General features: G+C 51.2%; 23 protein-coding genes, 3 tRNA genes and 1 pseudogene. 2 read left to right on the forward strand and 25 right to left on the reverse strand.

Features of this window, described 5'->3' with window-relative positions:
• Positions 1–13: 13 nt before the first annotated feature.
• The 6 genes and pseudogenes from ACFOLF_RS13820 to ACFOLF_RS13845 form a co-directional block, all read right to left on the reverse strand.
• Positions 14–90 (reverse strand) — tRNA-Pro (locus tag ACFOLF_RS13820).
• 6 nt (positions 91–96) lie between these two features.
• Positions 97–173: transfer RNA gene (locus ACFOLF_RS13825), tRNA-Arg, on the reverse strand.
• Between the two features lie 64 nt (positions 174–237).
• Positions 238–313 (reverse strand) — tRNA-Thr (locus ACFOLF_RS13830).
• A 212-nt stretch (positions 314–525) separates the two neighbouring features.
• Positions 526–717, reverse strand: coding sequence for a YiaA/YiaB family inner membrane protein (locus ACFOLF_RS13835; protein ID WP_379114679.1), 192 nt, complete (start codon positions 715–717; stop codon positions 526–528).
• Between the two features lie 84 nt (positions 718–801).
• A pseudogene (locus ACFOLF_RS13840) lies at positions 802–1,032 on the reverse strand (YiaA/YiaB family inner membrane protein); the annotation flags it as partial.
• 209 nt (positions 1,033–1,241) lie between these two features.
• The gene (locus tag ACFOLF_RS13845; protein WP_210044700.1) at positions 1,242–2,420 is read right to left on the reverse strand and encodes a DUF4272 domain-containing protein; all 1,179 of its coding nucleotides are present in this window, start codon (positions 2,418–2,420) and stop codon (positions 1,242–1,244) included.
• A gap of 163 nt (positions 2,421–2,583) precedes the next feature.
• Between ACFOLF_RS13845 and ACFOLF_RS13850 the strand changes: the two genes are divergently transcribed.
• Entirely contained in the window at positions 2,584–2,844 is a 261-nt protein-coding gene (locus tag ACFOLF_RS13850) for a YqkE family protein (RefSeq protein ID WP_379114649.1), read from the forward strand.
• Positions 2,845–2,919: 75 nt separating this feature from the next.
• Here the strand turns inward: ACFOLF_RS13850 and ACFOLF_RS13855 are convergent, their stop codons facing one another.
• Positions 2,920–3,357 carry a hypothetical protein gene (locus tag ACFOLF_RS13855; RefSeq protein WP_210044702.1) on the reverse strand — a complete coding sequence of 146 codons (438 nt, stop codon included), beginning with the start codon at positions 3,355–3,357 and terminating at the stop codon, positions 2,920–2,922.
• A gap of 205 nt (positions 3,358–3,562) precedes the next feature.
• Between ACFOLF_RS13855 and ACFOLF_RS13860 the strand changes: the two genes are divergently transcribed.
• Positions 3,563–4,135: a DUF1273 domain-containing protein gene (locus ACFOLF_RS13860; RefSeq protein WP_210044703.1), complete on the forward strand. Its 573-nt coding sequence runs from the start codon at positions 3,563–3,565 to the stop codon at positions 4,133–4,135.
• Between the two features lie 98 nt (positions 4,136–4,233).
• On the opposite strand, the gene ACFOLF_RS13865 is transcribed toward ACFOLF_RS13860, so the two are convergent.
• The 18 genes from ACFOLF_RS13865 to ACFOLF_RS13950 all read right to left on the reverse strand — a co-directional run bounded on the left by ACFOLF_RS13865 (position 4,234) and on the right by ACFOLF_RS13950 (position 25,764).
• The gene (locus tag ACFOLF_RS13865; RefSeq protein ID WP_210044704.1) at positions 4,234–5,067 is read right to left on the reverse strand and encodes a phytanoyl-CoA dioxygenase family protein; all 834 of its coding nucleotides are present in this window, start codon (positions 5,065–5,067) and stop codon (positions 4,234–4,236) included.
• Positions 5,064–5,351 (reverse strand): hypothetical protein, encoded by a 288-nt coding sequence (locus ACFOLF_RS13870; RefSeq protein WP_210044705.1) that lies wholly within the window; start codon positions 5,349–5,351, stop codon positions 5,064–5,066. Before ACFOLF_RS13870 ends, ACFOLF_RS13865 begins: the two co-directional genes overlap by 4 nt.
• 121 nt (positions 5,352–5,472) lie before the next feature.
• A complete protein-coding gene (locus tag ACFOLF_RS13875; protein WP_210044706.1) occupies positions 5,473–7,167 on the reverse strand; it encodes an extracellular solute-binding protein in 1,695 nt (564 codons plus the stop codon).
• Positions 7,168–7,252: 85 nt separating this feature from the next.
• A complete protein-coding gene (locus ACFOLF_RS13880) occupies positions 7,253–8,149 on the reverse strand; it encodes a carbohydrate ABC transporter permease (RefSeq protein WP_210044707.1) in 897 nt (298 codons plus the stop codon).
• Positions 8,150–8,168: 19 nt separating this feature from the next.
• Complete coding sequence (locus tag ACFOLF_RS13885) at positions 8,169–9,137, reverse strand: ABC transporter permease (RefSeq protein WP_379114651.1); 969 nt, start codon at positions 9,135–9,137, stop codon at positions 8,169–8,171.
• A gap of 767 nt (positions 9,138–9,904) precedes the next feature.
• Positions 9,905–12,205 (reverse strand): helix-turn-helix domain-containing protein, encoded by a 2,301-nt coding sequence (locus tag ACFOLF_RS13890; protein WP_210044708.1) that lies wholly within the window; start codon positions 12,203–12,205, stop codon positions 9,905–9,907.
• A gap of 230 nt (positions 12,206–12,435) precedes the next feature.
• A complete protein-coding gene (locus ACFOLF_RS13895) occupies positions 12,436–13,416 on the reverse strand; it encodes an NAD(P)H-quinone oxidoreductase (protein ID WP_210044709.1) in 981 nt (326 codons plus the stop codon).
• A gap of 338 nt (positions 13,417–13,754) precedes the next feature.
• Positions 13,755–14,660 (reverse strand): helix-turn-helix domain-containing protein, encoded by a 906-nt coding sequence (locus ACFOLF_RS13900; protein ID WP_210044710.1) that lies wholly within the window; start codon positions 14,658–14,660, stop codon positions 13,755–13,757.
• Positions 14,661–14,724: 64 nt separating this feature from the next.
• Positions 14,725–15,489: a DeoR/GlpR family DNA-binding transcription regulator gene (locus tag ACFOLF_RS13905; RefSeq protein WP_210044711.1), complete on the reverse strand. Its 765-nt coding sequence runs from the start codon at positions 15,487–15,489 to the stop codon at positions 14,725–14,727.
• Positions 15,490–15,496: 7 nt separating this feature from the next.
• Positions 15,497–15,964: a hypothetical protein gene (locus ACFOLF_RS13910; protein WP_210044712.1), complete on the reverse strand. Its 468-nt coding sequence runs from the start codon at positions 15,962–15,964 to the stop codon at positions 15,497–15,499.
• Positions 15,957–16,346, reverse strand: coding sequence for a hypothetical protein (locus tag ACFOLF_RS13915; RefSeq protein WP_210044713.1), 390 nt, complete (start codon positions 16,344–16,346; stop codon positions 15,957–15,959). Before ACFOLF_RS13915 ends, ACFOLF_RS13910 begins: the two co-directional genes overlap by 8 nt.
• A complete protein-coding gene (locus ACFOLF_RS13920; RefSeq protein WP_210044779.1) occupies positions 16,343–17,326 on the reverse strand; it encodes an ABC transporter ATP-binding protein in 984 nt (327 codons plus the stop codon). The genes ACFOLF_RS13915 and ACFOLF_RS13920 overlap by 4 nt, the downstream gene beginning before the upstream one ends.
• Positions 17,327–17,378: 52 nt before the next feature.
• Positions 17,379–18,398 (reverse strand): ABC transporter ATP-binding protein, encoded by a 1,020-nt coding sequence (locus ACFOLF_RS13925; protein WP_210044714.1) that lies wholly within the window; start codon positions 18,396–18,398, stop codon positions 17,379–17,381.
• A gap of 12 nt (positions 18,399–18,410) precedes the next feature.
• Positions 18,411–19,571, reverse strand: coding sequence for an ABC transporter permease (locus tag ACFOLF_RS13930; protein ID WP_210044715.1), 1,161 nt, complete (start codon positions 19,569–19,571; stop codon positions 18,411–18,413).
• On the reverse strand, positions 19,568–20,566 hold the full coding sequence (locus ACFOLF_RS13935; protein WP_210044716.1) for an ABC transporter permease: 999 nt from the start codon (positions 20,564–20,566) through the stop codon (positions 19,568–19,570). The genes ACFOLF_RS13930 and ACFOLF_RS13935 overlap by 4 nt, the downstream gene beginning before the upstream one ends.
• A gap of 111 nt (positions 20,567–20,677) precedes the next feature.
• Entirely contained in the window at positions 20,678–22,642 is a 1,965-nt protein-coding gene (locus ACFOLF_RS13940; RefSeq protein ID WP_210044717.1) for an ABC transporter substrate-binding protein, read from the reverse strand.
• Between the two features lie 442 nt (positions 22,643–23,084).
• A complete protein-coding gene (locus tag ACFOLF_RS13945) occupies positions 23,085–24,293 on the reverse strand; it encodes an aminotransferase class I/II-fold pyridoxal phosphate-dependent enzyme (protein ID WP_210044718.1) in 1,209 nt (402 codons plus the stop codon).
• Positions 24,294–24,309: 16 nt separating this feature from the next.
• Positions 24,310–25,764 (reverse strand): aminotransferase-like domain-containing protein, encoded by a 1,455-nt coding sequence (locus ACFOLF_RS13950; protein ID WP_210044719.1) that lies wholly within the window; start codon positions 25,762–25,764, stop codon positions 24,310–24,312.
• Positions 25,765–25,825 lie beyond the last annotated feature (61 nt).

A 25,825-nucleotide genomic window follows, 5' to 3' on the forward strand; every position in this document is an offset into this window, starting at 1 on the left:
GGTTATTGCATTATGGTCGGGATGACACGATTTGAACATGCGACCCCCTGGTCCCAAACCAGGTGCTCTACCAAGCTGAGCTACATCCCGTTATGATGGCGCGCCCTGAGAGATTCGAACTCCCGGCCTTTTGATTCGAAGTCAAACGCTCTATCCAGCTGAGCTAAGGGCGCAACCTGATTGGTGCGGACAATGGGCACGGTGCCCATAACCCTCTTCTTGCTTCAAATACAATCATGGTGCCGTCGAGAGGACTTGAACCCCCAACCTACTGATTACAAGTCAGTTGCTCTACCAATTGAGCTACAACGGCACAGTTGTTAAGGCGTGAATATTTAGGGCCTAGAACAAGAATATAACATGTCTCCAGCTATTTTGACAAGCCCTCTTCAGAAAAAAATTTGGACATGTAGTTACCTTCAGAAGCAGCGGGAAATCCCCGGCTGCTTCTTTGTCGTTTTGTGTATTTATTTCCGCTTCATCACGAAGAACTTTTCTATAATCCTTCATGATGTCAATCATTCTCTATTCGTCCTCGCTTTTCAAAAGCATATGATCCTCTTCATTGTCGCGGATTGTTTTTTGCAGCACCAGGCAGGCAACGATCAGGAAGGCGCCGCCGATGGCATAGTAGCCTTTCACATGGAAGGGTTCTTCCAGCGTATACAGCCCGATATACTCAGCCAGGATGGCGATTATGAAACCGGCCCAGGCCATAAAGGTAAAGGCGGAGGTGTTGCGGCTTCTGTAATTTGGCGATTGATCCTTCAGAAATTTATCCTCATCGTTATCTCTGGCAACCTTCTGGAGAAGGAACGAGGTGATGATGATCAGAAACCCGGTAACCGCATAATAGCCTTGTACCGACAGCGGTTGCTTCAAGGTATAGATCCCGACGAACTCGAAGCCGCATGCCAGCAGGAATGCCGACCAGGCCATAAAGGTATACGTGGGTGTATTGCGTCTGCGGTAAAAATTCATCGTTTTCCGTGATTGTGTCTGTGCTTGCGGCTGCTGCTGCATGGTCTCCATGTGAAGCCCTCCCGTTTGTTGACTCGTTATTCTTGATGTCCTTATCTTATAAGGAATACCATGATTGCATAAGTACCATCTTTTTATAGTACCTGCTCTTAATTCCCATCGAATGCTTCAAGTCCATCATCCCATCAGTTTCAAGACAGCACAAAGAAAAAGCCCGGCTACTTCCGGACGGATCCGGATGAAGCCAGGCTTTTGGACAATCAGGTATGGGTTGCAACCTCGTCCCACTCCTGATCCATATAGGTCGTGAGCCAGTTCAAGGCGCGGTGCCTCTCATAGACGACGCTGCTGTCCAGACCGGCCGGGACCGGTTTGTTATGGAGCCGGGCGTCCACACATGCCCAGTCAATCCTGTAGATAAGATCGGCCGCATCCAGAATCTCGCTTTTCGGCCGCATCCTTGCATCTGCCAGAAAAGCGTCATAGTTATCGTATCGGTGCAAAATCGACACGGCAGCCTCTACATCGCATATGCCGGTAGGCGTATCCAACTGATCCACATACCCCAGAGCCCACAGCATGACCCAAAATCCTTCATAGCACCAGGCGAACTGCACAATCTCCGTTTGATCCGGATGATCCTTCCCGATGAACAGGCTCTCCCGGGGGGAGAAGCAGGATGAAGCATTAAACTGATTCATCACCTGATTGATCAGCGAGCGAGTCTCCTCAGGCGTATAATCAGTGCCGCAGCACTCTCCCTTCAAGGCGACAATGCACAGTGCGATCGCACGTCTGGCGGTTTCTTCTCTGCTTCGGAGCATGACAGCGTCTTCAGACGCAAAGACCGGCAGGCTTTTATTGAACGGTATGCCCTTTTGCGTGAGCAGTCTTTCGGATTGTTTCTTGCGCTGCAGCGCGGGATCCGTAACGTGAAGGTCGTTGTGCAGATAGCTGGTGTGAGCGGTTACTGGCATGTCCTCGATTTGGGAGCGGCCGTCGATATCCATAATGAGTTCTCCCTTTTCATTCAACAGTCTGCGGTCATCCATCAGGATCATGCCGTTTAACTGCTGCGTGATGTGGAGGAGCTCCGAGTAGAACGGCTCCGCTATCTTCTTCTCGGCTTTGACGCCAATGACCATATTAAGCGATGAGATCTGTAGCAGCAGCTTCTTATGAAGCGTTTCATTCCCGGCTCTGATCCTGCTGAAGAAATATCCGATTTCATCGACCATTACAGTAAATGCTTCCGGGTCGGCCCGGCTGGTCAGCACCGTAAACGTATTTTCAGTTTTACTGAGCCATGTTTTATGCAAAACTTTGATTTCCGTCTTATCCACATTCATTTGTATAGACGCCTTTGGATATAGACTCTCGATGATGCCGGCAACCTGATCCACATTAAACTGAGTACTGTATATGGCACAATTTTTCACAAATGATCACCTTCTTTTGTTGTGTGGGGGGTGATCACAATTATATTTGCTTTTTACGATTCCTTAAAGTTAATTTTTTGCAATATTGCTGCCAAGGCATCTGCTGCTGGTTCCGATGACAGTTATCTGGTAGGATAGAATGAAAAAAACGAGGTGGAGCCAAGTGGCGAAGAAAAATAAAACAAAGCCGACCCCCAAGGCGGAGGCCCAGGATAAACCGGCAACGCTGAGGGATCTGCTGCGCCCGGATGTTCTGGAGCAATTAAAAGCGCAAAGCGATGCTTTGAAGGCCGATGAGGCCAAGGCGAAGGAAGAGCAGCGGCTCCGGGCGGAGGAAGCGGCCAATGCCGAGAAGAAACGGCTGGAGAATGATTTTGGACATCTGCTGAAGAACAGCAGCATGGACTGGCGGAAGCACAAATAAGCGATGGAGGCCTGTCCTCCACCGCTCACTGCTTATGACCGTTCAAGACGAATGCAATCCATTGGCTGCAGAACGTTACGCGCCGAAAGGCTGTCCCGTTGGAGCCGGACGATTGGACATTCTGGCCGGCAGCTGCCATGCCGTCAGCACCGCAAGCAAGACAAAAACAATATCCATCCCGCCGAAGAACTCAGCGAAATGTTCACTGAATAAGGTAATCACCTCATTATCGAACATTCCGATCACGCCGCCATTGATCATGTAGCCGAACATAAAATATTTGCCCAGCAAAATCCCGGCCAAGCTGCCGATAACCGCAATTGCCTGATGTCCCCGATTCGCTTGTCTGCCTGCAAACAAGGTTACCCAATACCCGGCCAAGCCTCCGATAGCCCATGCGACAAGGCCAATTTCATAGTCCGTGAGCACCACGATAACCGCCCACAGCACCCCTCCGATGACGGCAGCCAGCAATGCGCCTGTCAGAGGCAGTATGATTCTGTTGTTCTCCACTCGCAATCCCCCTATAACTGCTATTATTCTCTCTATTTCTTGACTTTAATTCATTTATATTATCATAGAATATTCCTGTTTTCGACATATTTTACTAAATGTTTAAAGAGGGGCCAGACCGGCTGCATGATATTCGAAGGCAGGATTTGTTTGCACCCGGAACGTTTATTATAATAGGTCTAATAAACCGAAGGGGCGTTAAGCGTTGAAGAATCTTCTGGTGACCGGCTACCGCGCGCATGAACTGAATATTTTCAACCAAAAGCATGTGGGCATTCCCTATATCCAAAAAGCCCTGACCCGGCGCCTCTTCCCTCTTGTTGAAGAAGGGCTGGAATGGGTCATTACACCCGGCCAGTACGGTGTGGATTTGTGGGCCTGCGAGGTCGTGATCGCATTGAAGCATACCTATCCGCAGCTGAAATTATCCATTATCGCGGCCTTTCAGAATCCCGAGGAGAAATGGAACGACGCCAAGAAGGAATATTACAATGAAATCCTTAAGGGCGTGGATCATTACGCCAGCGTCAGCAATCAACCGTACAGCGGCACCTGGCAGTTCGCCGCCAGAGACGATCTGTTATTCCGCAAAACAGACGGCATCCTGCTGGTCTATGACGAGGATGCCGGCGAAGGAAGCCCCCGCTTCTACAAGGAACGGGCGCTGAAGAAGCAGCAGGCGGAGGGCTACCGCTATATCAACGTCAGCTCGGAGGAGATCCAGGATATCGCCAATGAAGAGAGCTACGAGGACTCTTCTTGGAATGGAATGGCTTGAGCCGGGTCAGCGATTGACCGGCCGGGAGGACAGCCCGGAAGCAAAAAAAGAAACCTGCCCTGCCGCCTGCAGCGGCGGAGCAAGTTTCTTTTTTTACATCAAAGCAGGATGTTCATCCTCGACAGCGCTCCCTCGAATGAGACATCAATGGTGTCGTCACCCGTAACATAGCGCCACAGCTTCGCCCGCGCCACATGATCGAGACGCCCTTCGTTGCCCTGCCAGATCTCATAGCCTCTATAGATGATGTTGGATACTTCCTCGTCCCGGTAGCCCTCCGTATTGAACAGCCCCCGCTGCTCCTGGCCGGGGCGCAGCCGCAGCTTGAACACATAACGAGTGTCGTCCGTATGGTTCGGCTGGGCGCAGTGCCAGATTCCTTCGTGAACGAAGAACATGGTGCCTGCCTTGGATACCATCCGCTTCTGTCCGACGATGTTCTTGTACCGTCCGATGCTGGAGGTGTTGACCCGCCGCAGATGCGAACCCGGCAGCACCAGGGTCGGCCCCATCTCGTCAGGCGCATCGTGGGCAAAGTAGAACGCCTGAATGTCAAAGCCGTACTTGCGCGTGTTGATGATCGAATCGGCATGCCATTCCTGCGCCTTGAGATGCTTCGGCTGCACGATATGCAGGGCGGAATGGTCATAAACCGGATAATGGCCGACCAGGCTTTGGATAATCCCCTTCACCTGCGGCAGGTTGAATACCTGCTGCATGTACTGGGAATTCTGCCAATACCCCCGCTGCTTGACGCGTCCGCTGCGCTGCTCCTCATCCACCAGCCTGTTCAGCTCATCCGGCACAAGGTTCTCAATATGCAAATAACCGTCGGTGACGAAGGAGGCCATTTGCCTGGCTGTCAGCAGATGCTCCAGGCCCACGGGCTGCGGCTTCTGCTCAGACTTCAGCTCGCTTCCAATGATGTTCATGATACTGCAACTCTCCTCTCAAGCACATATTCATAGGGCAGATGACCGCTCTCATGCTCCGCTCCCCTTAGATAAGTGGGGGCAGGAGCCAACTGAATGACAAACCAGCCGTTTCTCATGGCATCAATGACCGATTTATAGGGAGGCTCATTCTGATCCCCCGTATTCATCTGCAGCTGGCCGGCAGGCAGCGCGCCGTCGTATAACGCCCAGGCCACCGTATGGGAATCCAGATCGGGCATAGCAAGATGAAGAATCAACAACTGTTGTCTTTCATTGGCCATAATGTGTATATCCTCCTCTATGGGCAATCCCCAGGCATGGGGGACTGCCGCCTTATTCAAGTTGCAATTATGCAAAAAATGATCTTGTAACGATCATATGCCTGCACTTCTGGTTGTATCCTTATTTCGTGCCTTCGTAAGCGGTCTGCATAAGCTCGAGGTAGCGCTTCAGGTTCAAGTTGTCCAAGCCTTTGACGTAAGCATCCCAATCCTTGTCGAGATCCTTGGCTCCCGTGACGAATTGCAGGGCGTTCTGATCGATATAATCCTTAATGTTCGTCTTCATCATCGCCACTTCATCGGCTGTCGCGGGATCGATCCAGATTGCCCAATGCGGGAACAGATTCTCCGGCTGCTTGCCGTCGTAGAGTTCTGTCGCCTGCTGCAATCTGCGCTCATAGCCTTCGGAGGAATAGATATCATCGGCAGCTACCCAGCTGTCCCTGTACTCCTTCGGATTGTAGTACTGCGCCATCGCACCCCAGTTGGTGTTATGCGGCTTCTCATCCTTCTTGAGCGGAATGGTGGTGAAGTAAGGAGCAACTGCATCATTAATGGCTTTCTCGCTCTCGGCAGGCTTTCTCCAATCCACCCCTTCCTCGCCAAAGTTGGCACGAAGATTCCCTTCCGGCGTCATCATGTAATCGACTAATTTAATCGCCGCGATCTGGGCTTCTTCGCTTGCCTTGTTCGTCAGCACGAAGGTTGCGCCGGGATCGCTCGGATAGTTGTAGGTGGCAAAAGAAGCTTTGGGTCCCTGCAGCGGTGCCACCGGATCGTAATCCGCGCCGTAAGGGGCATCGTTGCCCGTGGTCACGAAGATGCCCGGATGCATCGCCTCACCGGCGCCAAGGATTTGAATCTCCGCATTGTCGCCGATTTTTTTGTAGGCTTCGCCATTCTGCGTAAAGGCTCCCGGATCGATCAGACCCTCGTCATACATCGACTTGACGAAAGCAAGGCCTTCCTTCCACTCGGGCTTGTTGGCCGCAATATCCACTTTGTCGTTGTCCAGCAGCAGATAGGTTCTGTCGTCGTCATAGATGAAGCCGTTCATAAAGTAAGGAATAATATGCTCGCCGGACTCTCCGTTGGCGCCGCTAAGCGGCACTTCATCCGCCTTGCCGTTGCCATTGGGATCCTGCGTTTTGAACGCTTTCAGCACGGCCTTGAACTCTTCGGAGGTCGTCGGCATCTCAAGGCCAAGCTTATCCAGCCATTTGGTATTCAGCCACATTTTGTTCGGGAAGGAACAGTGGTAGCATTCGATCAGCTGGGAAAGTCCGTAAATATTGCCGTCCGGCGCAGTATTCATCGCCTTGTAGAACGGATATTTATCCATAGCCGCTTTGATATTCGGGGCATATTTGTCAATCAGATCGTTGAGCGGGAGAACGACGCCCTGCTGGGCGAAACGAAGCAGGTCCGTCTGCGAGAAGCGGTCTACCCACGGAATCAGCATGTACAGGTCGGGATAGTCGCCGCTGGCAAGCGAGATTTGCCTTTTCTCAGCCGCACCGTCATACGGAATGGTCTGCCATTCAAACTGGATGTTGAACTGCTTTTCCGCTTCTTTGGTGAAGGAATTGGTTGTGAAATCCGTTTCGGGGTTTTGTTGGGCGAAAATCGAAATCTTTACCGGAGCCGCCGCCGCATCGCCACTGCCGGTATTCGCATTGCCTTCCGCAGCCGTACCGCCTGCATTGGCGCCATTTCCGTTATTGGCGGCGCCACCGCCGTTTTCCTTGGAGCAAGCAGCCAGCACCAGCGTACAGACAAGCATGAGTGACACGATCAAAGCCATCTTCTTTTTCAATCTAATCCCTCCCGTTTGTGTAATCATAAGTCCCCCTTTACACTTACATACAAACTCCCCCTCTCAAGGCCATTCGCCTGATTCGTCAGCCCTTAACGGAGCCGATCAGCATGCCCTGCACAAAGTAGCGCTGAACGAACGGATAGATGATGAGCACGGGCAGGCTGGCGACGACAATCAGGGAATATTTCATCAAATCCGCCATCTGCTGGCGTTTGAGCATTTCCGAAGCCTCCATATTGCCGGTAGCGGTATTAAGGATCAGAATGTTGCGCAGCACCAGCTGCAGCGGATGAAGCGCTTGCGACTTCAAATAGATCAGGGCGTCGAAGTAAGCATTCCATTGACCCACGGCATACATCAGCACCAGCACCGCAATGATGGGCTTCGACAGCGGGATGACAATACTCCACATAAACCTCAGATCGCTGCAGCCATCCATCTCGCTCGCTTCCACCAGCTCGTCCGGGATGGAGGATTGGAAGAACGTCCGGGTTATAATGACCTGCCACACCCAGATGGCCTGGGGAATAAGCAGCGCCCATCGGGTATCGATCATGCCGAGCTGCTTGACCACCAGATACATCGGGATCAGTCCGCCGGAGAAAAGCATGGTGAACACAATGAAAATCATCAGCGCATTGCGCCCGAAGAACGATCTGCGCGACAGCGGATATGCCAGAACAACCGTGAGCGACACGCTTATGAGCGTCCCCGCGATGACATAGAACAGGGAATTCCCATAGCCCGTAAGCACCTGGGAGTTCTCCAGAACCGCCTTGTAGCCGACCAGGGAAAAGTCAATCGGGAACAGCCATACGCGGCCGGACGATACGGCATTCGGACTGCTGAGCGATGAGCTGAAGATATAAATAAGCGGATACAACACAACGAGCAGTACGGCTATCAGCAGGATATAGACGATTGTCAGAAAGATCCGGTCCCCTAGAGATTCCCGGATGCGGACTCGGCTGGTTTGCATCTTTGGATACTCCTCTCTCTTACCAGAGACTATTATTGGATATACGCCGTGCCAGTGCATTGACCAGCACAAGCAGTATAAGATTGATGACGGAGTTGAATAATCCGACTGCGGTAGCGAAGCTGAAGTTGGCATTGAGCAGCCCGATTTTGTACACATAGGTGGCGATGATCTCGGATGTGCTGGTGTTGAGCGGATTTTGCAGCAAATAGATTTTCTCGAAGCCGATCGCCATAATATTGCCGACGGACAGGATCAGGATAATGACAGCCGCCGGCAGCAGCCCCGGAATGTCGATATGAAGGATTTTCTGCATCCTGGACGCGCCGTCAACCCGGGCAGCCTCGTAGAGCGCAGGGTCCACACCCGCAAGCGCCGCCATATAGATGACTGCGGAATAACCGGCCGTTTGCCATACATCCGACCATACATACACCGACCGGAAAATCCCGGGATCACCCAGAAAGTTGACCGGCTCCATTCCCATGTTCTGCATGAGTATATTGAGAATGCCAAGCCGCGGGGATGTCAGAAGCATAATAATAGAGACCATCACGACGGTAGAAATAAAATAAGGCGCATACGTTACCAGCTGCACGGCGCGCTTGAAGAAGCCGCTGCGAATTTCATTAAGCCCCAGCGCCAGCAGAATGGGAATCGGGAAGGCAACAACCAGATGATAAAGGCTTATAATCAGCGTGTTTCGGATCAGCACCCAGAAGACCGGATTGTCAAAAAACAGCCTGAAATGCTTGAACCCGGCCCATGGGCTTCCCCAGATTCCTTTAACAATGCTGTAATCCTTGAAAGCAATGACCGCATTAAGCATGGGGACGTACTTGAATATGATGAAGAAAAGTACAGGGGGGATAATGAGCAGGTAAAACTGCCAATGTCTTCTAAAGCTTCTTCTGGCGTCAGCACGAAGCTTTGCCCCTCTTAAGGCGGTCGTTTTTTTTCCAGGCTGCACAGCCCTAACCGTTTCCATGGATTCCCTCCTCATCGTCTTTTTCGTCATCGTGCATACCGTTTTTCATAGATAATGGCGGGCAGTTGGAAGGCATGCTGCAACCCGCAATTCCAATCGAAATGGTAGCGCTTTCTTTACGCAAATATTACGGGTTAGCAAGCACCTGCGTAAAGGTACAGTTGAGAAATCGGGGTACAGCAGCATACTGTACCCTGATTTTTCCAGTGTACGTATTGCTGAAAGATGCGGCTGCAGTCTGCCATGGCGGCACATGACCAGACTTGTGACGGACCGCATGCCGATGAATGGGGTCATGGGCAAGACCATCACGTGGAGCCGGAATACCCACTGTTAACCGGATGAGGCTTGAGGCTTCATCCAATTGAGAAGCAGGCATATAAACCATTCGGAGCTTTGCAGGCGGGCATTGGCAATAAGTCAATCTTGCAGCGCTGCAGCACGGTTTTTCCTGCTTGCGGGGCCCTCAGCCCGGGCAGGGGGACATGCAAGCAGGTTTTTTCTTGCTGGGGCAGCCGTTTAGGCCTGGCTGGTTCCGGATCCGCGCCGCAGCACGGTTTTTCCTGCTTGCGGGGCCTTCAACCGGGGCAGGGGGACATGCAAGCAGGTTTTTCCTTGCTGGGGCAGCCCGTTTAGGCCTGGCTGGCTCCGGATCTGCGCCGCAGCACGGTTTTTACTGCCGTACGATCATCAATGCAGTGGGTTCATTCTTAACCGTTTAAGAAAAAAGCCCGACCTGATGGGGTCGGGCTCGCGATAAGGAATGGTTATTCATTTGTGGATTTGCGGTATAGACTGGGGGAAACGCCCAGAACGCGCTTGAACGCCCTGCGAAAGGAGTGAGAGCTGTTATAGCCGACCTGAGCAGCAATCTCATCAATTGTCAAATTGGAGTCAAACAGCAGGCCGGAAGCATGCTTGATCCGGACTTTCTCCAGATAATCCGAGATAGGCTCACCGGTCTGCTCTTTATAGAGCTGGGAAATATATTTCTCCGGCCTGCCAACCGAGTCGGCGATCTGGTATAGTGACAGATTGGCGTCTCCGTACCTTGCTTCAACGGATTTTCTTATTTTGTCCACCGTTTCATTTTCTTTTTCGGTCTTCTTCCTTACGATGAGCTCGCAGATTTGTTCAATAATTTCTTCCAGCTCGCTGCGCACCTGCTCGACGCCTTCCGACAGCATGATCTGAACAGTCCGGTTCTTCAGGTGCTCGGATTCATCCGGATCCTGAATCACCTTCTGATCGATCAGCTTCAGTATCGTTCCTTTGATCTCCCCGATGAGCTGCTGCGACATTTCCGCGGACAAGCCGCGCTCGGCGAAGTTCTGTACGAAGATCTGATCCACGATCCGCTTGGCTTCCAGGGTTTCCCCAACCTTCAAGGCGCTCAAGAGACGCATTTCCTGATCAATCGGATAATAATAGGTTGTGGTTTCCTTCCAGGTCTCGTGATACCAGGTAATGCTGCCGTCACTGCTTGCGGCGGCCCCGTAATCCATCGCCCGTCTTGCCTCCTCGAACGACCGGCTGATATCGGAGAGGCTGTGGAAGGAGGAGCCTACGGAAACCGAGATGGATATGCGGTATTCCGTTTCCAGAATCGCTCTGAGCCCGGCGATCTTCTTCTCGTAATCCTTCCGCTGCTCCGTGCCCGGCTCCGAGGCAAATGTGCTGATCACCGCGATTTTGTCGGAATCCATATCGGTTATGGCTGCTGCGGCATCAATCGTACGCATGGTTTGTGTAATCAGGAGACGTGCGGCCTGCAGCTCATTAAGAATCTCTTCCGTATTCATGCCGCTGTAGCCGTTAATCCGGATCATGCCGACATAACCGTAATCGCCTTGAAATTCCGTGCCCGACTGCGAAGAGGCGGCCCGGATTTCGTGCAGCGAATGGAATTCTCCCCGGAGAATCCGCTTCATGAAGGCATCCCGCACAAGCGGAATCTGCCGGTTCAATTCTGTCTCCAGCAGCCGGTTGTCGCTTATCAGACTCGATATATTGCCGTGCAGGAAATCATAATCATTGTAAGCGACATACGAGTCTTGACCGATTTGCTCCCGCACAATGCGGACGAGCCGGTTGATGGGCGTGCTGTTGCGGTAAGCCAGGAGCAGACAGATCAATAGACCAATCACAAGCGCGACAACCGTAACCGTCCACGTAATATGCTGAATCTTGTCGGCCTGCTCCATCAGAGCCTTTCGCGGAATGCCGGCAACGTAGACCCAGCCGTTGCTCTCCGAGCGGACGGTTATCCGCAGCGTATCATCGATGAATTCCTGGGTCTCCATCTCCTCAGGCGTCGTCTTTAGCCCCAACTGGTCAATCTGCTCATTGTCGATTCCCGCCGAAGCGAGCGGCTTCCCATCCTTGTCCGTTATATACGCCCAACCGCCGTATTGGCTGGAGAAGCTCATCAGCATGCTGCTGATCTTGGACTCATCGATGACCACCACTACCGTTCCGCTCGGTTTGGTGAAGCTGTTCAGCGGGAGGGATTGAATATAAGTCATGACGAAGGATTCCGTCTTGTTGCGGATATACGAGCGCAGAGGCAGAATCGTATCCTGATGGCTTGTCTGAATGATCGTCTTCTTCCAATCATCGAACGAGAGACCGCTGTAATAATTTTGCTCATAATAATGAAGCGGACGGTAATAGATGGTTGCCGGGGTCAGCACAACGTCATAATTGTTCAGATAAATATAATAGTTTTGCAGAAAATCATTGGTCTTATCGTAATAGGATACATCCCGCCAGGTCTTCCATAACCCATAAATATTATAAGAGTCCTTCTTTACATTTTCATTCATGATCAGCGCGATATCCTGGTTGATGGCCAGCTGTCTGGTGAAATTCTGCACCTCGGCCATCCGTCTCTCCAAAATATCCTTGCTTTGCTTGAGCAGCAGCAGGCTCGTGTCAATTGAATTCTTCTCAGCGGCGTCAATAGAAGTCCGATACGTGATATATCCCGCTATATTCGGAATGATCAGAATGATGAGATAGGATAACAGAAATCTTCTGAACGTTTTGGAAAACCTGGTTTTCATCATTTAGCCGCCCCTTATTTTTGAAAGCGATTCCATTTTCATGGTCAATGGTGGGTCTTCCCCGCGAGGTTATAAATTTACTTTACAACAGGTTACGGAGCTAGGCAAATACGGCTTAACCCCGCCACGCAGCGCCGCATCATGCTCCTGCAGCTGAATTTCTGGCATCGTCTGGCTGGCGCATAAGAAAAACTCCCCCGGCCAGGAGGAGGTTGAGTCAGTAACCTTTCATCCTACACGGTCAGCACAAGCTTGCCGATGTTCTTGTTCTCTTCCATACGCCGGTGGGCTTCGCCAACCTCCTCCAGCGGATAAACGGTGTCAATAATGGGTTTCAGACTCCCGTCGGCAAAAGCAGGCAGGGCATCCCGGACAAAATCGCGCGTTAGCTGCGTCTTATATTCGACGCTCCGCGTGGAGAGCAGCGTTCCGATGATGGTGATCCGCTTGGCGTAAATCGCCGCCAGGTCTACATTCTCCACCTTGGAGCCGCCAAGCGAGCTGATCAGCACCATCCGGCTGTCGACAGCAAGGCTGGCGATATTCCGCTCCCAGTAGGAAGCGCCGATAAAATCAAGAATGAGCTGGACTCCCTGTCCCCCTGTTGCCCGCTTAACTTCCTCGTCAAAGGAAGATTGCTTGTAGTTAACCGCAATGTCGGCGCCCAGGCTCCGGCAGACCGCCAGCTTCTCGTCGGTTCCCGCAGTGACAATGACCTTGGCCCCCTTATGCTTGGCCAGCTGAATGGCAGCCGTCCCCACTCCGCTTGCTCCTGCATGAATCAGCACCCATTGACCGGCCGCAAGCCCGCCCTGCCAGAACAGGGTTTGATAGGCCGTCAGGAATACTTCGGGAATGGCCGCCGCTTCCTCGAAGGACAGCCTGTCAGGGATGCGCATCGCCATCTCCCCTGGAATGACGGCATATTCCGCATATCCTCCGCCGGGAAGCAGCCCGAATACGCGGTCGCCAGCCTTCCAGCCTTCGCAGGCTGCTCCCGCCTGCTCAACTACCCCCGACATTTCCAGACCCAGAATCGGGCTTGCGCCTGCAGCTGCCGGATAAAGTCCCCTGCGCTTGAGAATATCCGCCCGGTTGATGGCCGTGGCTTTTACGCGGACCAATAGCTCGCGATCCGCGGGAACCGGCTTCGGGTACTCCCCTGCCTTCAATTGTTCGATCCCTCCGGGCTGTTCAACTATTATTGCTCTCAATAGGACATCCTCCTTGATTCATAATCGGGACATATCGATGCGTTATCCCCCGTGTCGAGCCTCATCGTGCTTGAGTGTTTTCTTTTTTAGTTTAGCACTCAAGTATCGACGACTCAATTTTCCCTGGGAAACTTGACCGCCCCTGACGGACGGGCAAATCTTCATCAAACAAGAAGAAACGGCCTGAGCAGGAAGAGAATCATCTCCCGCTCAAACCGTTTCTTTGATTAACGTGATTGACTATTAAGACCTTGAATGATTTCTTTGTTAAGCCAGGACAACAGCTTTATCTGAATATCCGGCTGCACGTCGACGGAAGTTGGACCGTCTGGAAGGGCTCACCCCAGCTCTTGATAAAATTTCCTGAATTTCCCTGGAGGACAGCCTACCTGGCGGCGAAATAAACTGGAAAAGAATGTAGGGTCCTCATAGCCCACCAGAATCGCAATCTGAATGACCTTCTCATCGCTTTCCATCAAATATTGTTTGGCCCGGTTAATGCGGATTTCATGCACACGCTCCGTGAGCGTCTGTCCTGTTTCTCTTTTGAAAATACGATTCATTTGGCGCGTGCTTATATTAAATAGTTCGCATATGGAGGATATGGACAATTTTTCGGCATAGTGATGCTCGAGAAAGCCGTTAACCCGGCGTGTTAATATCCGGTTGTGACTACTCCGCTGGAGCCGGGGTTCCGGCTGGAAGGATGTATTCTGGCTTTTGTAGCGCGACAACAGCACCAGAAGCTCCAGCACCAGAATTTTAATCAGGGTATGATGGTTGGCTTGCTTGAATTTCCACTCCAGCTGTATGCAATTCAGCAGTGATATGGCGCGCATGCTATCCTGCTTTTTGAGATTCAACCGATTATAGCGGCGCTCCCCTTTGTTCAACAAGGAGTGAACATATGAACCGTCCATTAAGGTTGTGATTTCCAGCTGCCGCAATAAACTCTCCTGGATGAACTCCGAGTTAAACTGGCATTTGATCATTTCAAATGGTTTGCCGTGCCCTACCTCATACCTGTGAGTTTCACCCGGATTGATAATAATGACATCACGAGTATGGATATCATAACATTCCCCTTCACAAATATACCTTGCATCGCCCTGTACGATAAAAACCAGCTCAACACAATCATGCTCCTGCATCGATGGACTATTATGTTGGTCCAGAAAAACACGGGAGATCGAGAAGGGTAATTTATGTTCATCCAAATATGAATGATTCGAGTAATTGAGCATGCCAACTCCCCTTTGCATAAGTATGCTGAAGTTTGAGTAGTGAACACTCACCCGGATTGTACGATCACTCCATTAATTGAATGACTTGAATCTGCTTGCCTCTTAGTTGATTTATTATATCCGGACTGGTCTTGGCATCGGTGATCAGATGATGAATACCCTGCCAGCCGTTTACAGAAACGAAGGACTGAATGTCGAATTTGCTGTAGTCTGCCAATACATACACTTCTTCTGCCATCTGCATCATTTTTTTCTTGATCCTCGCCTGCATTTCATTGGATTCGCTGATCCCGCGTTCCAGATGCACACCCTTGCAGGAGATAAAGGCCTTATTCACATGGAAATCATCCACTGTTTTTTCAGCGATCGGACCTACGAAGGACAACGAATGCGAGAGCATAGTACCGCCTGTATTGAAGACCTGAATATTCTTCTTCATGCTGAGCTCCAGACTCACCTTGAGCGAGTTGGTGATGACGGTTAACGGAATGTCAGGCAGCTTCGATGACATGTACCAAGCCGTTGTGCTCGCATCCAGAACGATTCGCTCATGAGGTGCGATGTGCTGGATAGCCGCTTCGGCAATTTTGCTTTTTTCCTTGATATTGGTTATCTCCCGTTCCTTGTAGGAGATTTCCGGCGTATACGTTCGAATGCCAAGCGCTCCCCCGAAGCTGCGGTAGAGTCTGCCTTCGCTTTCCAATCTGCCCAAATCCCTGCGGATCGTTTCCTCCGTTACCTGGCATAATTGGCTGAGCTCCGTTACCCGGACACTCCCGCGCTCATTGACCAGGTCGACAATCCGCTGGTATCTCACAGCAGCAAGCATGATTTCATCACCCCTTGATCTCCTCTGCATTCATGGCCGTCCGCTTATTTCTGGTGTAATAAATCAGGGATATCCCGACACCTCCAATGCAGATCAGGATAGTCCAGCCCAGCGCATCCATTATCACGGATCGAACAAGGACGGAAATCAGCCGAATAACAGACCATATGAGCATCTGGATGCCGATCACGAGACAAACGCGGCGGAACAGGCAGCCTGCCAGGTAGCTCTTGTGATAGACATGCTGCACAAAGAATACGCATGCGAGCCATAGAATACCCAACAAAAGAAAGGAAAAGTTGTCAATAGCACGCCATGCTGAAGGATTGATATTGAAGACGATCAGCAAACTGGAAATCAAATCACGCAGCTCGAACCACAGATAAATCCCCAGAGCACTTGTCGCGAAGGACAGCAAATAAGAATAAATGCCCGCCTTTGCCTGCCTGTTACTCCTTTTCAAAAACTCATCCATGGGAGGATTGATCCTCCCACTTCATTCTGACCGAATCGAGCAGCGTAAGCGTATAGGCTCTTGTTTCTTCACTATCGACAAGCCGTGTTTTTCTTAAATACAGGGAAAGCCGCCTCAGTCTTCTTACATAACTTCTTTTTGCCGCCTCCTGCAGCTTCCGGGATTTCACATGGTCCCCTCGCTGATGCAGCTTCATAATCCGTTCGTTATACTTCGCCTTCCATTGCTCAGGAATATCATTCAGCGTTGCTATCCGCTCCAGCTGCTTATGCTTGCTGACGACGAGCACGCCGGTTATGGCTCTGAGGTACCATAGCAAACCTGCCATGGTCAGTCCCAGAAGAATAAGAAAGCCAAGGATGGTAATTAGAATTGGCGTCATAAATGATCAACTCCCCTCAAGCTGAGTTCTCCAGCGAAATGACAGGCGGAGTAATGACCCTCATCCACCTTGACCCAGGGCGGACTTTCCTTCTTGCAAACATCCTGGGCATAGGGGCAGCGCGGATGAAAGTAACAGCCGGACGGAGGATTGGCGGGATTAGCCACTTCCCCTGCAAGGATAATCCGGTTGGATTTCTTCCGGGGATCCGGTATCGGTTTGGACGACAAGAGCGCTTCCGTGTAGGGATGCATGGGACGGTTGAACAGCTCCCTGGTGCCGGCTGTTTCCACCATCTTGCCGACATACATGACGCCGACCCGATTGGAAATATGCTGAATGACACCAAGATCATGGGAAATAAACAAATAGCTTAAATTCAGTTTGGCTTGCAGATCCTGCAGCAAATTAATGATTTGAGCCTGTACGGATACATCAAGGGCGGATACCGCTTCATCACACACGATAAACTTGGGATTCGTCGCCAATGCACGGGCAATACCGATCCGCTGCCTTTGCCCTCCGCTGAAAGCGTGGGGATATCTCTCCATGTGGCGGCTGTTTAGCCCGACAAGCTCCATCAGCTCACGAACGCGTTCCTTCAGTTCGTCTCCGCTGGCCAGGTTATTGCATACCAGGGGCTCCCCTACGATATTCAGCACGGTCATTCTTGGATTAAGCGAAGAATAGGGATCCTGGAAGATAAGCTGCATATCTCTTCGTATCGCACGCAGGCTCTTGGTATCGAGCTTTGTAATATCGACCATTTGCCCATTGCGCTTTTGAAACTGCGCTTCGCCCGAGGTCGGTTCAATAGCCCGCAAAATACAACGGCCCAGGGTTGTTTTACCACAGCCCGACTCCCCGACCAAACCAAAGGTTTCCCCGGGACCTATAGACACGCTCACATCGTCAACCGCTTTGACATAGCCGACAGTCCGCTGAAAAAAGCCTTTTGTAATCGGAAAATACTTCTTCATCCCCTTGACGTCCAGAACCCGTTCCAATGTTTCCACAGCTGCCTCATCTCCTTTATTCCAGGTTTACTTCAGCCAGCACACATCTGACGCGATGCCCTTCCTTCACTTCAATCAAGGGAATGTCCTCCCGATTGCATACCCCATCGATCGCATGCTTGCACCGTGTATAAAAACCGCATCCCGCCGGAAGATTCATCGGAAAAGGTACCGTTCCTTCGATGGATTCAAGCCTCTCATTTACTCTATTAATGGTTGGTATGGAATGAAGCAGGGCCTTTGTATACGGATGCTGCGCTCCATGGAATAAGGTATCGACATCTGTATATTCCACAACCTTGCCCAGATACATGACCGCCACATCATCCGACATCTCGGCAATGACCCCAAGATCATGCGTGATGAAGACGACAGACATATTATTCCTGGCTTTAAGCTCATTAATTAAATACAGAACCTGCGCCTGTACAGTCACATCCAGCGCAGTTGTAGGCTCATCGGCGATCAATATCGAGGGCTTGCAGGAGAGCGCCATCGCGATCATCGCCCGCTGCCTCATTCCTCCTGATAATTGATGGGGATATTCGTTCATCCGCTGCTCCGCATTGGACATCCCGACATTTTTCAGGGTCTGAATAGCAATTTCTTTAGCTTCCTCCTCATTATTGGTAATATGAAGCTTTATGGCTTCCATAATCTGATTCCCAATCGTATGAATGGGCGAGAACGCCTTCATCGGTTCCTGAAAAATCATAGCAATTTCGCCGCCCCGAATATCGCGGATATCCTTTCCCACGGGATCAAGCTTGACCAGATCCGTAACTCTGGCCTGATCATGATCCTTCTTCCTGTTCAGCAGAATTTGTCCTTCTACTTTTCCCGGCTTGGGTACAATGCGTAATAATGCCTGGGAGGTCACGCTTTTCCCGCAGCCGCTTTCACCGACGATCCCGAGCGTTTTCCCCCGCTTAATCGTTAAATCCACGCCATCCACTGCTTTCAGAATACCCTCATCCAGATGAAAATGTGTGGTAAGATCCTTCACTTCCAGAACGATATCTCCGCTAACAACCATGGAAAGCCTCCTCTACTTGTAGGGATCTGCCGCATCACGCAGTCCGTCACCCAGAAAATTGAACATTAGTACGGCAATGACAATGAAGATAGCGGGTATCAGCAGCCATGGATGATGCGCAAGCGTCTCCAGGTTCTGCGAGTCCTGCAGCAGCACGCCCCAGCTGACGACTGGCGCCTGAAGCCCCAATCCCAGAAAGCTAAGCGATGTTTCCCCGATAATCGTCGCAGGAATCGATAGCGTTGTACTGACAATAATATAACTGGCAAAGGACGGAAGAAGATGCTTGCGGATAATGCGTAAATCCGTAGCGCCCGAGAGCCGGGCCGCCATTGTAAAATCCTCTTCGCGCAGGGATAGAATTTTCCCCCGCACCACCCGGGCAAGACCCGTCCAGCCGATAACGGAGAAGATGATGATCATCCCGAAGTAAATTTGCAGCGCTGTCCAATCCCTCGGCAGCGCCGCAGCGAGCGTCATCCATAAGGGAATGGTGGGAATACAGATTAACAAGTCAATCGTCCGCTGAATGATGGTGTCGGTAACCCCGCCCAAATAACCGGAGAATCCGCCCAGGAGCAGCCCCAGGATAAGGGTAAATACAATACCCAGCAGTCCGAAGGAAAGAGAAATTCTGGATCCATAAATAATCCGCGACAACATATCCCGGCCAAGCTGATCTGTACCAAGCGGAATGAATGCCTCGTTGGAATCCTGAAGGCCGACCAGATGAATATCCGATTGAATAAACCCCCACATTTTATAAGGCTCGCCTTTGACAAAGAAGGAAATCGGGTACTTCCGCGATGTATCCTCAACAAAGGTGCGGCGGAAGGTTTCCACATTCATTTCTTCTTTGAGACCATAGACGAAGGGCTGCAGGCTGAAGCCTTCCCGCTTATCGGTGAAATGGATTTTTTGCGGCGGAGCATTTTTATATTCAGGATACCGTAAGGCCGGAACGCCTGGCGCCAGGAATTCACAGAAGATGGCTGCCAAATAAAAGAGCAGAAGAATAATAGCTGCAGCGACCGCCATTTTATGCTTTTTAAATTTCCACCACATCAGCTGCCATTGAGAGGCTACTTCCACATTTTCAAGCCTGCTTTTTTTGTCGGGCCTTGGCTTCCTGTTCCTCCGAAATCTGCTCGATAGCTGGGTGATCGCGCTCATTCAGTGCCTCCTCCATATCTAATCCTCGGATCCAACGCCGCCAGCAGAATATCCGAGAGAAGCGTCCCAATTACGGTCAATACACTAATAATGAGCAGGAAGCTGCCGGCCAGATACATGTCCTGGAACATCAGCGCCTTGAGCAGCATCGGTCCTGTTGTAGGCATATTGAGCACGATGGAGACAATCGCTTCACCGGAAATCAGCGCGGGAAGAGTCCATCCTATGGTACTGATTAAGGGATTAACCGCCATACGGACTGGATATTTAAACAGCAGTTTACGTTCAGAGACGCCTTTTGCCCTGGCTGTGATCACATACTGCTTGCTGAGCTCATCGAGCAGCATTCCCCGGGTGACACGGATGAGGCCTGCTGTTCCGCTCATCCCGATTACAACGACGGGCAGCGCGAGTCTTGGGAGCATATTCAACACTTTATCGATACTCCAGGGCGCATCCTGATACTCCGGCGAGAACAACCCCGTTATGGATATCCCGGTCTGGGCAAAAACCGCATAAACAATGATCAAGGCGATAAGAAAACCGGGAACGGCAAGACCGATAAAGCCGATAAACGTAAATATATAATCCATAACCGAATATTGCCTTGTTGCTGAATAAATGCCAATCGGTATGGCGAGGATCCACACGAAAATAAGCGAAATAATGGATATGGTCATGGTCAGGGCCAACCGCTCGCCGATCACCTCCGTTACCGGCATGTTCCATTGGAAGGACCGCCCTAAATCTCCGTGCAGAATGATATTCTTCACCCATACCAGATACTGCATGTACATAGGCTCATCAAGACCATACTGCAGCTTCAAATTAAGAATGGCACTGTCATTCACATCCGTACCGGACAGCTTTAAATTGGCAATGTATGTGGTCAGGAAATCGCCCGGCGGCAGTTGAATGATGACAAAAACAATAATACTGATGGCGACCAGCAGCGGAATAAGTTGAAGAACCCGATAACCGATATAATTTAACAAGCACTTTCCTCCTTCATGCCAAGCATTCCTGCCTCTTGTTATTCCAGGTAAATGTTTGAGAGAACCCAGCCCCTACTAAAACCCGCCGGGCTCTCTCATGCGGACATCTGCCTAGTTGCCGAACCAGAACTGCTCCCCGCTAAAGTTTGCGGCAATAGCAAAGGACTCCTCGGTTGGAATATTATGCAGCTTGTCATTGACGATCAATGGCTGCTTCACTTCTTCAATCGGGATGAAATACCAGTTCTTCTCAACAAAGTCCGCCTTGATTTGCGCAAAAACTTTCTGTGCCTCTGCCGGCGCAGCGGCCGCCGCGGTATCAATTTGAGTGAATAGGGCTTTTACTTCGGCCGGCGGCTCCACACCCTCCTTGCCGCCAGTTGTCCGCCATCTTTCCCAGGCTGGCGCCCAGTTTCCGATACCCCAGTCGCCCATATACCACAGGGGGGTATGCGTCCAGATCATGGTCGCCCGAAGCTCATTTGCAGTGTTGCGGGTGGTCCAGAGGGCTTGGTCTATGGTTTTCATCGTTACATTCAACCCCAGCGCCTTCCACATTTCTACAACAAGCTGTGTCATGGGAACGATATCCGGAGCCTGTGCCCCTACCTCAAAGGGAATCGTAAATTTCTTGCCGTCCGGGGCCGTGCGGATTCCGTCAGCACCCTTCTTCATCCCCATCTCATCAAGCAGTTTATTTGCTTCATCGACATTGAAGGTTGGATCAGCGATAACGGACGGTGCGGCAAAGCCATAATAGATGGCATCGATAATCTCATCCCGGTCCAGAGCCATATTGAGCGCTTTGCGGAAACGTACATCCTGCACAACGCTCTGCCAGGATTTATCATCGAAGGTCATGTTAAGGAAAATATCCGTTGGCGTGACATGCATATTGGCAAGTAAAGCCTTGTAGCCGCTCTTTTCATTTTCCTTATACAAGGGCATTTTGACCAATGCAGCCGATTCACGGGAAAAATCCACTTCGCCGGCAATGGTTTTCAATGAGACCATTTCAATATCCTGCACCATGGTGCTCACAATCTTATCGATGTATGGAAGCTGATTCCCTGCCGTATCTACTTTGAAATAATAAGGATTTCTCTCGAAAGTAGCGGTTGTCTCAGTACTTTTCACAAAAACCCACGGATACAAGACAGGAAAGCCGATGGCCTTCTTGCTAGTCAGCTCCCCGCTGGTAATGTCCTTTTCATTGAAAAGCTTCGCCCACTCGCCAGGCTGGAATCCCGCTTTTTTAATTAAGGGCTCCAATTTATCAAGCGGTGTGTATTTGGTATGGAACTGCTTCAGATAATGTGCCGGCTGCAGCAGTTCGGAGTAGCCTCTCCAGCCCTGAATGGCAAGACGGATTGCAAGACCGCCATAAGGCCTGTCAAAAACCAGCTTGAAGTTATATTGGTCCGCAATCTCAAGCTTGAACGGCGCGCCTTCGGGAACACCGCCCCCACGAAGATAAACCGGAAAGATGGGTGTTATGTCCGTATTCAACAGAACATCCTCAACTGTGAATTTGACATCATCCGTTGTAACGGGCTGGCCATCCGACCACTTGAGTCCCTCACGCATAACAAAGCTGAACGTCTTTTGGTCTTCGCTCATCTTGAAGTCCTTCACCACATTGCCTGTTATTTCTTCTCCAAGGATACCGGGCGTGTTGATGAGAGGCTCGTCATTCATAACAAAAACATCGGCATCCCAGTCTACGGCAGAGGTAATGGTTCTTAAAGTGCCGCCATAGGTGCCATTCTCATATTTCAGCAGGCCTGCCGGCATCTCATTGGTAATCTTGTAATCCTTGGGAAGGCGGTCTTTGACAGGCGGCAGGGATTTGTCATTCAGAAAAGGAGATTGGTTGAACTCGGTAATCTCCTTCAATTCAGCCGTCTCTGCCGGTTCTGTCGCTACAGGTGTCTGTTCCGTGTCGGCATTGTCTGAGGGGGTCTTGTTCTCTTCGGCTGCTGGGGTATTGACAGTCGTTGCAGAATCCTCACAACCAGCTAATAATACAATAGCCGCGAGTATTATTGAGAGGATGATCAAACTCGTTTTCCTCATCTTTTGCCCTCCATTTTTGAAAATGTTTGAGTTTTTTTATTGCAGCCTTACACTATTCCACTATAAAATTTGATTATTTATCCTTCTTCAACCTCCCTCCATTCTCCTAAAATAAGTATAAATTTACATGTAAACGTTTTCTTTTTGCCTATTTTAGAATAAGGGGTTGAAACGTATCTGACATCGTCTACTAAGACATTTTTATAGTCTATTGAGACAACTTTTAACATTTGTCTTGTCCCATAAACGGAAATAATCGGATATAATCGGAATCCGCAGAAGGATACCTTGAGCTTGGGGTCATGGATACGAGGCTCCTGAGGGGGGAGGAACAATGGCATTTCATTGAAACTTATAAATTTTATAAGGATAAAAAAAGCCCATGGGACGGTGTCATCATGACAACCATTCCATGGGAGAATCAAACGATGGAGTACAACAGTTAAGCTAAACACGGTGAAACGTTATTATGGGGGAAGTGCATCCGCATGAACCGCTCCATCCTCGCAAGCGCCTCATTCAGCTTCGGCAGTGAAACCGAGTAGGAACAGCGGATGAAGCCTTCCCCTCCCGGTCCGAACACGCCGCCTCCTACGGATGCAACTCCGGCTTCCTTCAGCAGACGCAGGGCAAACTGCTCCGAGGTGAGTCCCGTGTGTTTAATAGAAGGAAAAGCATAGAAGGCACCCTGCGGTTCATGACAAGGCAGTCCAATCTCCCGCAGCCCCTGGACGAACAAGCCCCGCCGCTCCTTGAACGAGCTGATCATGCGGTCCTTCTCCGCTAGGCCGCTGCGCAGCGATTCGATTGCGGCAATCTGCCCCAGCACAGGTGCGCACATGGCGGTGTACTGATGGATCTTGAGCATGGCGGCAATAAGCTCCCGGTTGCCGCAGGCATATCCAACCCGCCAGCCGGTCATTGCAAATGCCTTGGAGAATCCGCTGATCACGATCGTCCGATCCTTCATTCCCGGGAGCGATGCGATGCTGAAGTGCTGCCGGTCATAGGTCAGCTCCGCATAGATTTCATCGGAGATGACAATCAGATTGTTCGCGATCGCAAGCTTCGCAATGGGCAGCCAATCCTCCCTGGACATGACGGCTCCGGTGGGATTGTTCGGGAAGTTCACGATGAGCACCTTGGAACGGGGCGTAATCCGCTCCTGCAGAGCCTCCGCCGTCAGCTTGAACTGCCGCTCGGCCGATGTCTCCACCTCGACGACGACTCCGCCATGCAGACTGGCAATCGGCGAATACGCAATATAGCTGGGGGCGCTGAGAAGAACCTCATCGCCGGCACCGATCAATGTCCGCAGGGCCAAATCAACCGCTTCACTGCTTCCAACCGTCACCAGCACCTCGCTCGCGGGGTCATACCGAAGCTGAAAGCTGCTGCCCAGATAACCGGCTATTTCCTCGCGCAGCTCCAGGAGACCGGCATTGGGCGTATACATCGTTCGGCCTTCCGCCAATGCCCGCATGCAGGCCTCTCTGACATGCAGAGGCGTTACAAAATCCGGTTCCCCCACGCCAAGCGATATCGTATCGCTGCCTGCCTCCAGTTCAAAAAACTTGCGGATCCCCGAAAGGGGTATATCCCGTACATGCGGCGTGATAAAATCATTCATGCTCATCGTGTTAACTTCCATTCTCAAACGCTCCCCTTCAGCTCATCATTTGTTTGGCCGTCCCGCCGATCATCCGGATTCCCCTGCCGATATCCTCATCGGATACCCGGGAGAATCCGATCCTCATCGTATTCTGCCCTCCGCCGTCCGTGAAGAAAATATCGCCCGGCGTAAAGATAACGCCCTGCTTCCGGCATGCATCCAGCAGCTCCCTTGTGCTGAAGCCCTCCGGGAATGTGACAAACAGGTGCAGCCCCCCGTCTCCGGAAAGCGAGGTATAGGGAATATGCTCCCGGCAGCAGTGCATCGTCCATTCGTATTTGCGTTTATACTCGGCTCTCGCTTTCTTCAAATACTTCTCCAGATTGCCGTTGTACAGATACTGGTACAGAATCGACTGATCCAGCGTAGAGGTATGAATGCTGCGGGCCCGCTTGACGCTTTCCAAATAATAGATCAGCTCCCGGTCAGCCAGCACCCAGCCTACGCGCAGTCCCGGAAACAGCACCTTGGAGAAGCTGCCGATATAAACCACATTGTTGCCCTGGCCGGCCGCTGCAATGAGCGGCGACACATGAGAGCCCGAGTAGCGCAGCTCCTCGTTGAAGCCATCCTCTATAATCGGAATCTGATAGCGCTCCATCAGCTTCATCAGCGCAAGCCTTTTCTCCGGCGACATCACAATGCCCGTGGGATTATGATAAGACGGAACGAAATACGCGCAATCATAGGCACGCTGCGCAAGCGCCTGCTCCAGCTCCCCGAGGTGGATCCCGTCCCGCTCCATTGCGATCCCGGTTATGTCGAACCCGTGCAGCTTGAGGTTCTTGAGCGCCGTATGGTGAGTCGGATTCTCGCAGATTACGGAGCCGCCCGGCCTGCTCAGGGCCGATAATACAATGTCGAAGCCCTCCGTAAACCCGTTCGTGATGAGAATATCCTTGCCTTTCAGATCGACTCCCTTATGATCCATGTAGCGGAGCAAATAGTCCATCAGGGGCTTGTAGCCTTTGGCATAACCGTAATTCAGCAGCACATTGCCCTCCACTGACATCCGGTCCAGAAAAGCCCGCTTCACATTATCCAGATCAAACAGCTTCTCGTCGGGCGCAATGCTGGTGAAGGAAATCGTTCCCCTGTCCGCCCGTATGCCGTGCTTCATCAGATCCAGCTCCTCGGCCAGCCGGGCATTCCCGTTCAACCGGGCCGTCCAGTCCATCTGCCAGGATGGAGCTGCCGCACTGGCGTTATCGGCAAGCGCTGCCACGTAGCTGCCTTTGCCCTGGAGCACATAGACGAAGCCGTCCGCCTCCAGATCCGCATAGACCGCCATCACCGTATTGCGGCTGACCTTCAGCAGCCCGCCAAGCTCGCGCGTGGACGGAAGCTTCTGCCCCGCCTGCAGGGCGCCTTTTATTATTAATCGTTTCATGTAGTCCTTTACTTGAATGGCTACCGGACGTTCATCTATGAGTTTAAAATCCTTAAACACGGTTCATCGCCCCCATAGCTATCATGGCACAGAAGGAGGGTTAAAAAAAGAACCACGGCCC

Origin of the sequence: Paenibacillus sepulcri, from assembly GCF_042647105.1 — a bacterium.
Taxonomy (GTDB): Bacteria; Bacillota; Bacilli; order Paenibacillales; family Paenibacillaceae; genus Paenibacillus_Z; species Paenibacillus_Z sepulcri.

Excerpts from the sequence above, each read along its gene's own strand:
- ACFOLF_RS13835 (WP_379114679.1), bottom strand. The coding sequence starts at position 717 with ATGGCCTGGGCCGGTTTCATAATCGCCATCCTGGCTGAGTATATCGGG.
- ACFOLF_RS13865 (WP_210044704.1), bottom strand. The coding sequence starts at position 5,067 with ATGAACATCATTGGAAGCGAGCTGAAGTCTGAGCAGAAGCCGCAGCCC.
- ACFOLF_RS13870 (WP_210044705.1), bottom strand. The coding sequence starts at position 5,351 with ATGGCCAATGAAAGACAACAGTTGTTGATTCTTCATCTTGCTATGCCC.
- ACFOLF_RS13880 (WP_210044707.1), bottom strand. The coding sequence starts at position 8,149 with ATGCAAACCAGCCGAGTCCGCATCCGGGAATCTCTAGGGGACCGGATC.
- ACFOLF_RS13885 (WP_379114651.1), bottom strand. The coding sequence starts at position 9,137 with ATGGAAACGGTTAGGGCTGTGCAGCCTGGAAAAAAAACGACCGCCTTA.
- ACFOLF_RS13890 (WP_210044708.1), bottom strand. The coding sequence starts at position 12,205 with ATGATGAAAACCAGGTTTTCCAAAACGTTCAGAAGATTTCTGTTATCC.
- ACFOLF_RS13900 (WP_210044710.1), bottom strand. The coding sequence starts at position 14,660 with ATGCTCAATTACTCGAATCATTCATATTTGGATGAACATAAATTACCC.
- ACFOLF_RS13905 (WP_210044711.1), bottom strand. The coding sequence starts at position 15,489 with ATGCTTGCTGCTGTGAGATACCAGCGGATTGTCGACCTGGTCAATGAG.
- ACFOLF_RS13910 (WP_210044712.1), bottom strand. The coding sequence starts at position 15,964 with ATGGATGAGTTTTTGAAAAGGAGTAACAGGCAGGCAAAGGCGGGCATT.
- ACFOLF_RS13915 (WP_210044713.1), bottom strand. The coding sequence starts at position 16,346 with ATGACGCCAATTCTAATTACCATCCTTGGCTTTCTTATTCTTCTGGGA.
- ACFOLF_RS13920 (WP_210044779.1), bottom strand. The coding sequence starts at position 17,326 with ATGAAGAAGTATTTTCCGATTACAAAAGGCTTTTTTCAGCGGACTGTC.
- ACFOLF_RS13925 (WP_210044714.1), bottom strand. The coding sequence starts at position 18,398 with ATGGTTGTTAGCGGAGATATCGTTCTGGAAGTGAAGGATCTTACCACA.
- ACFOLF_RS13930 (WP_210044715.1), bottom strand. The coding sequence starts at position 19,571 with ATGAGCGCGATCACCCAGCTATCGAGCAGATTTCGGAGGAACAGGAAG.
- ACFOLF_RS13940 (WP_210044717.1), bottom strand. The coding sequence starts at position 22,642 with ATGAGGAAAACGAGTTTGATCATCCTCTCAATAATACTCGCGGCTATT.
- ACFOLF_RS13945 (WP_210044718.1), bottom strand. The coding sequence starts at position 24,293 with ATGGAAGTTAACACGATGAGCATGAATGATTTTATCACGCCGCATGTA.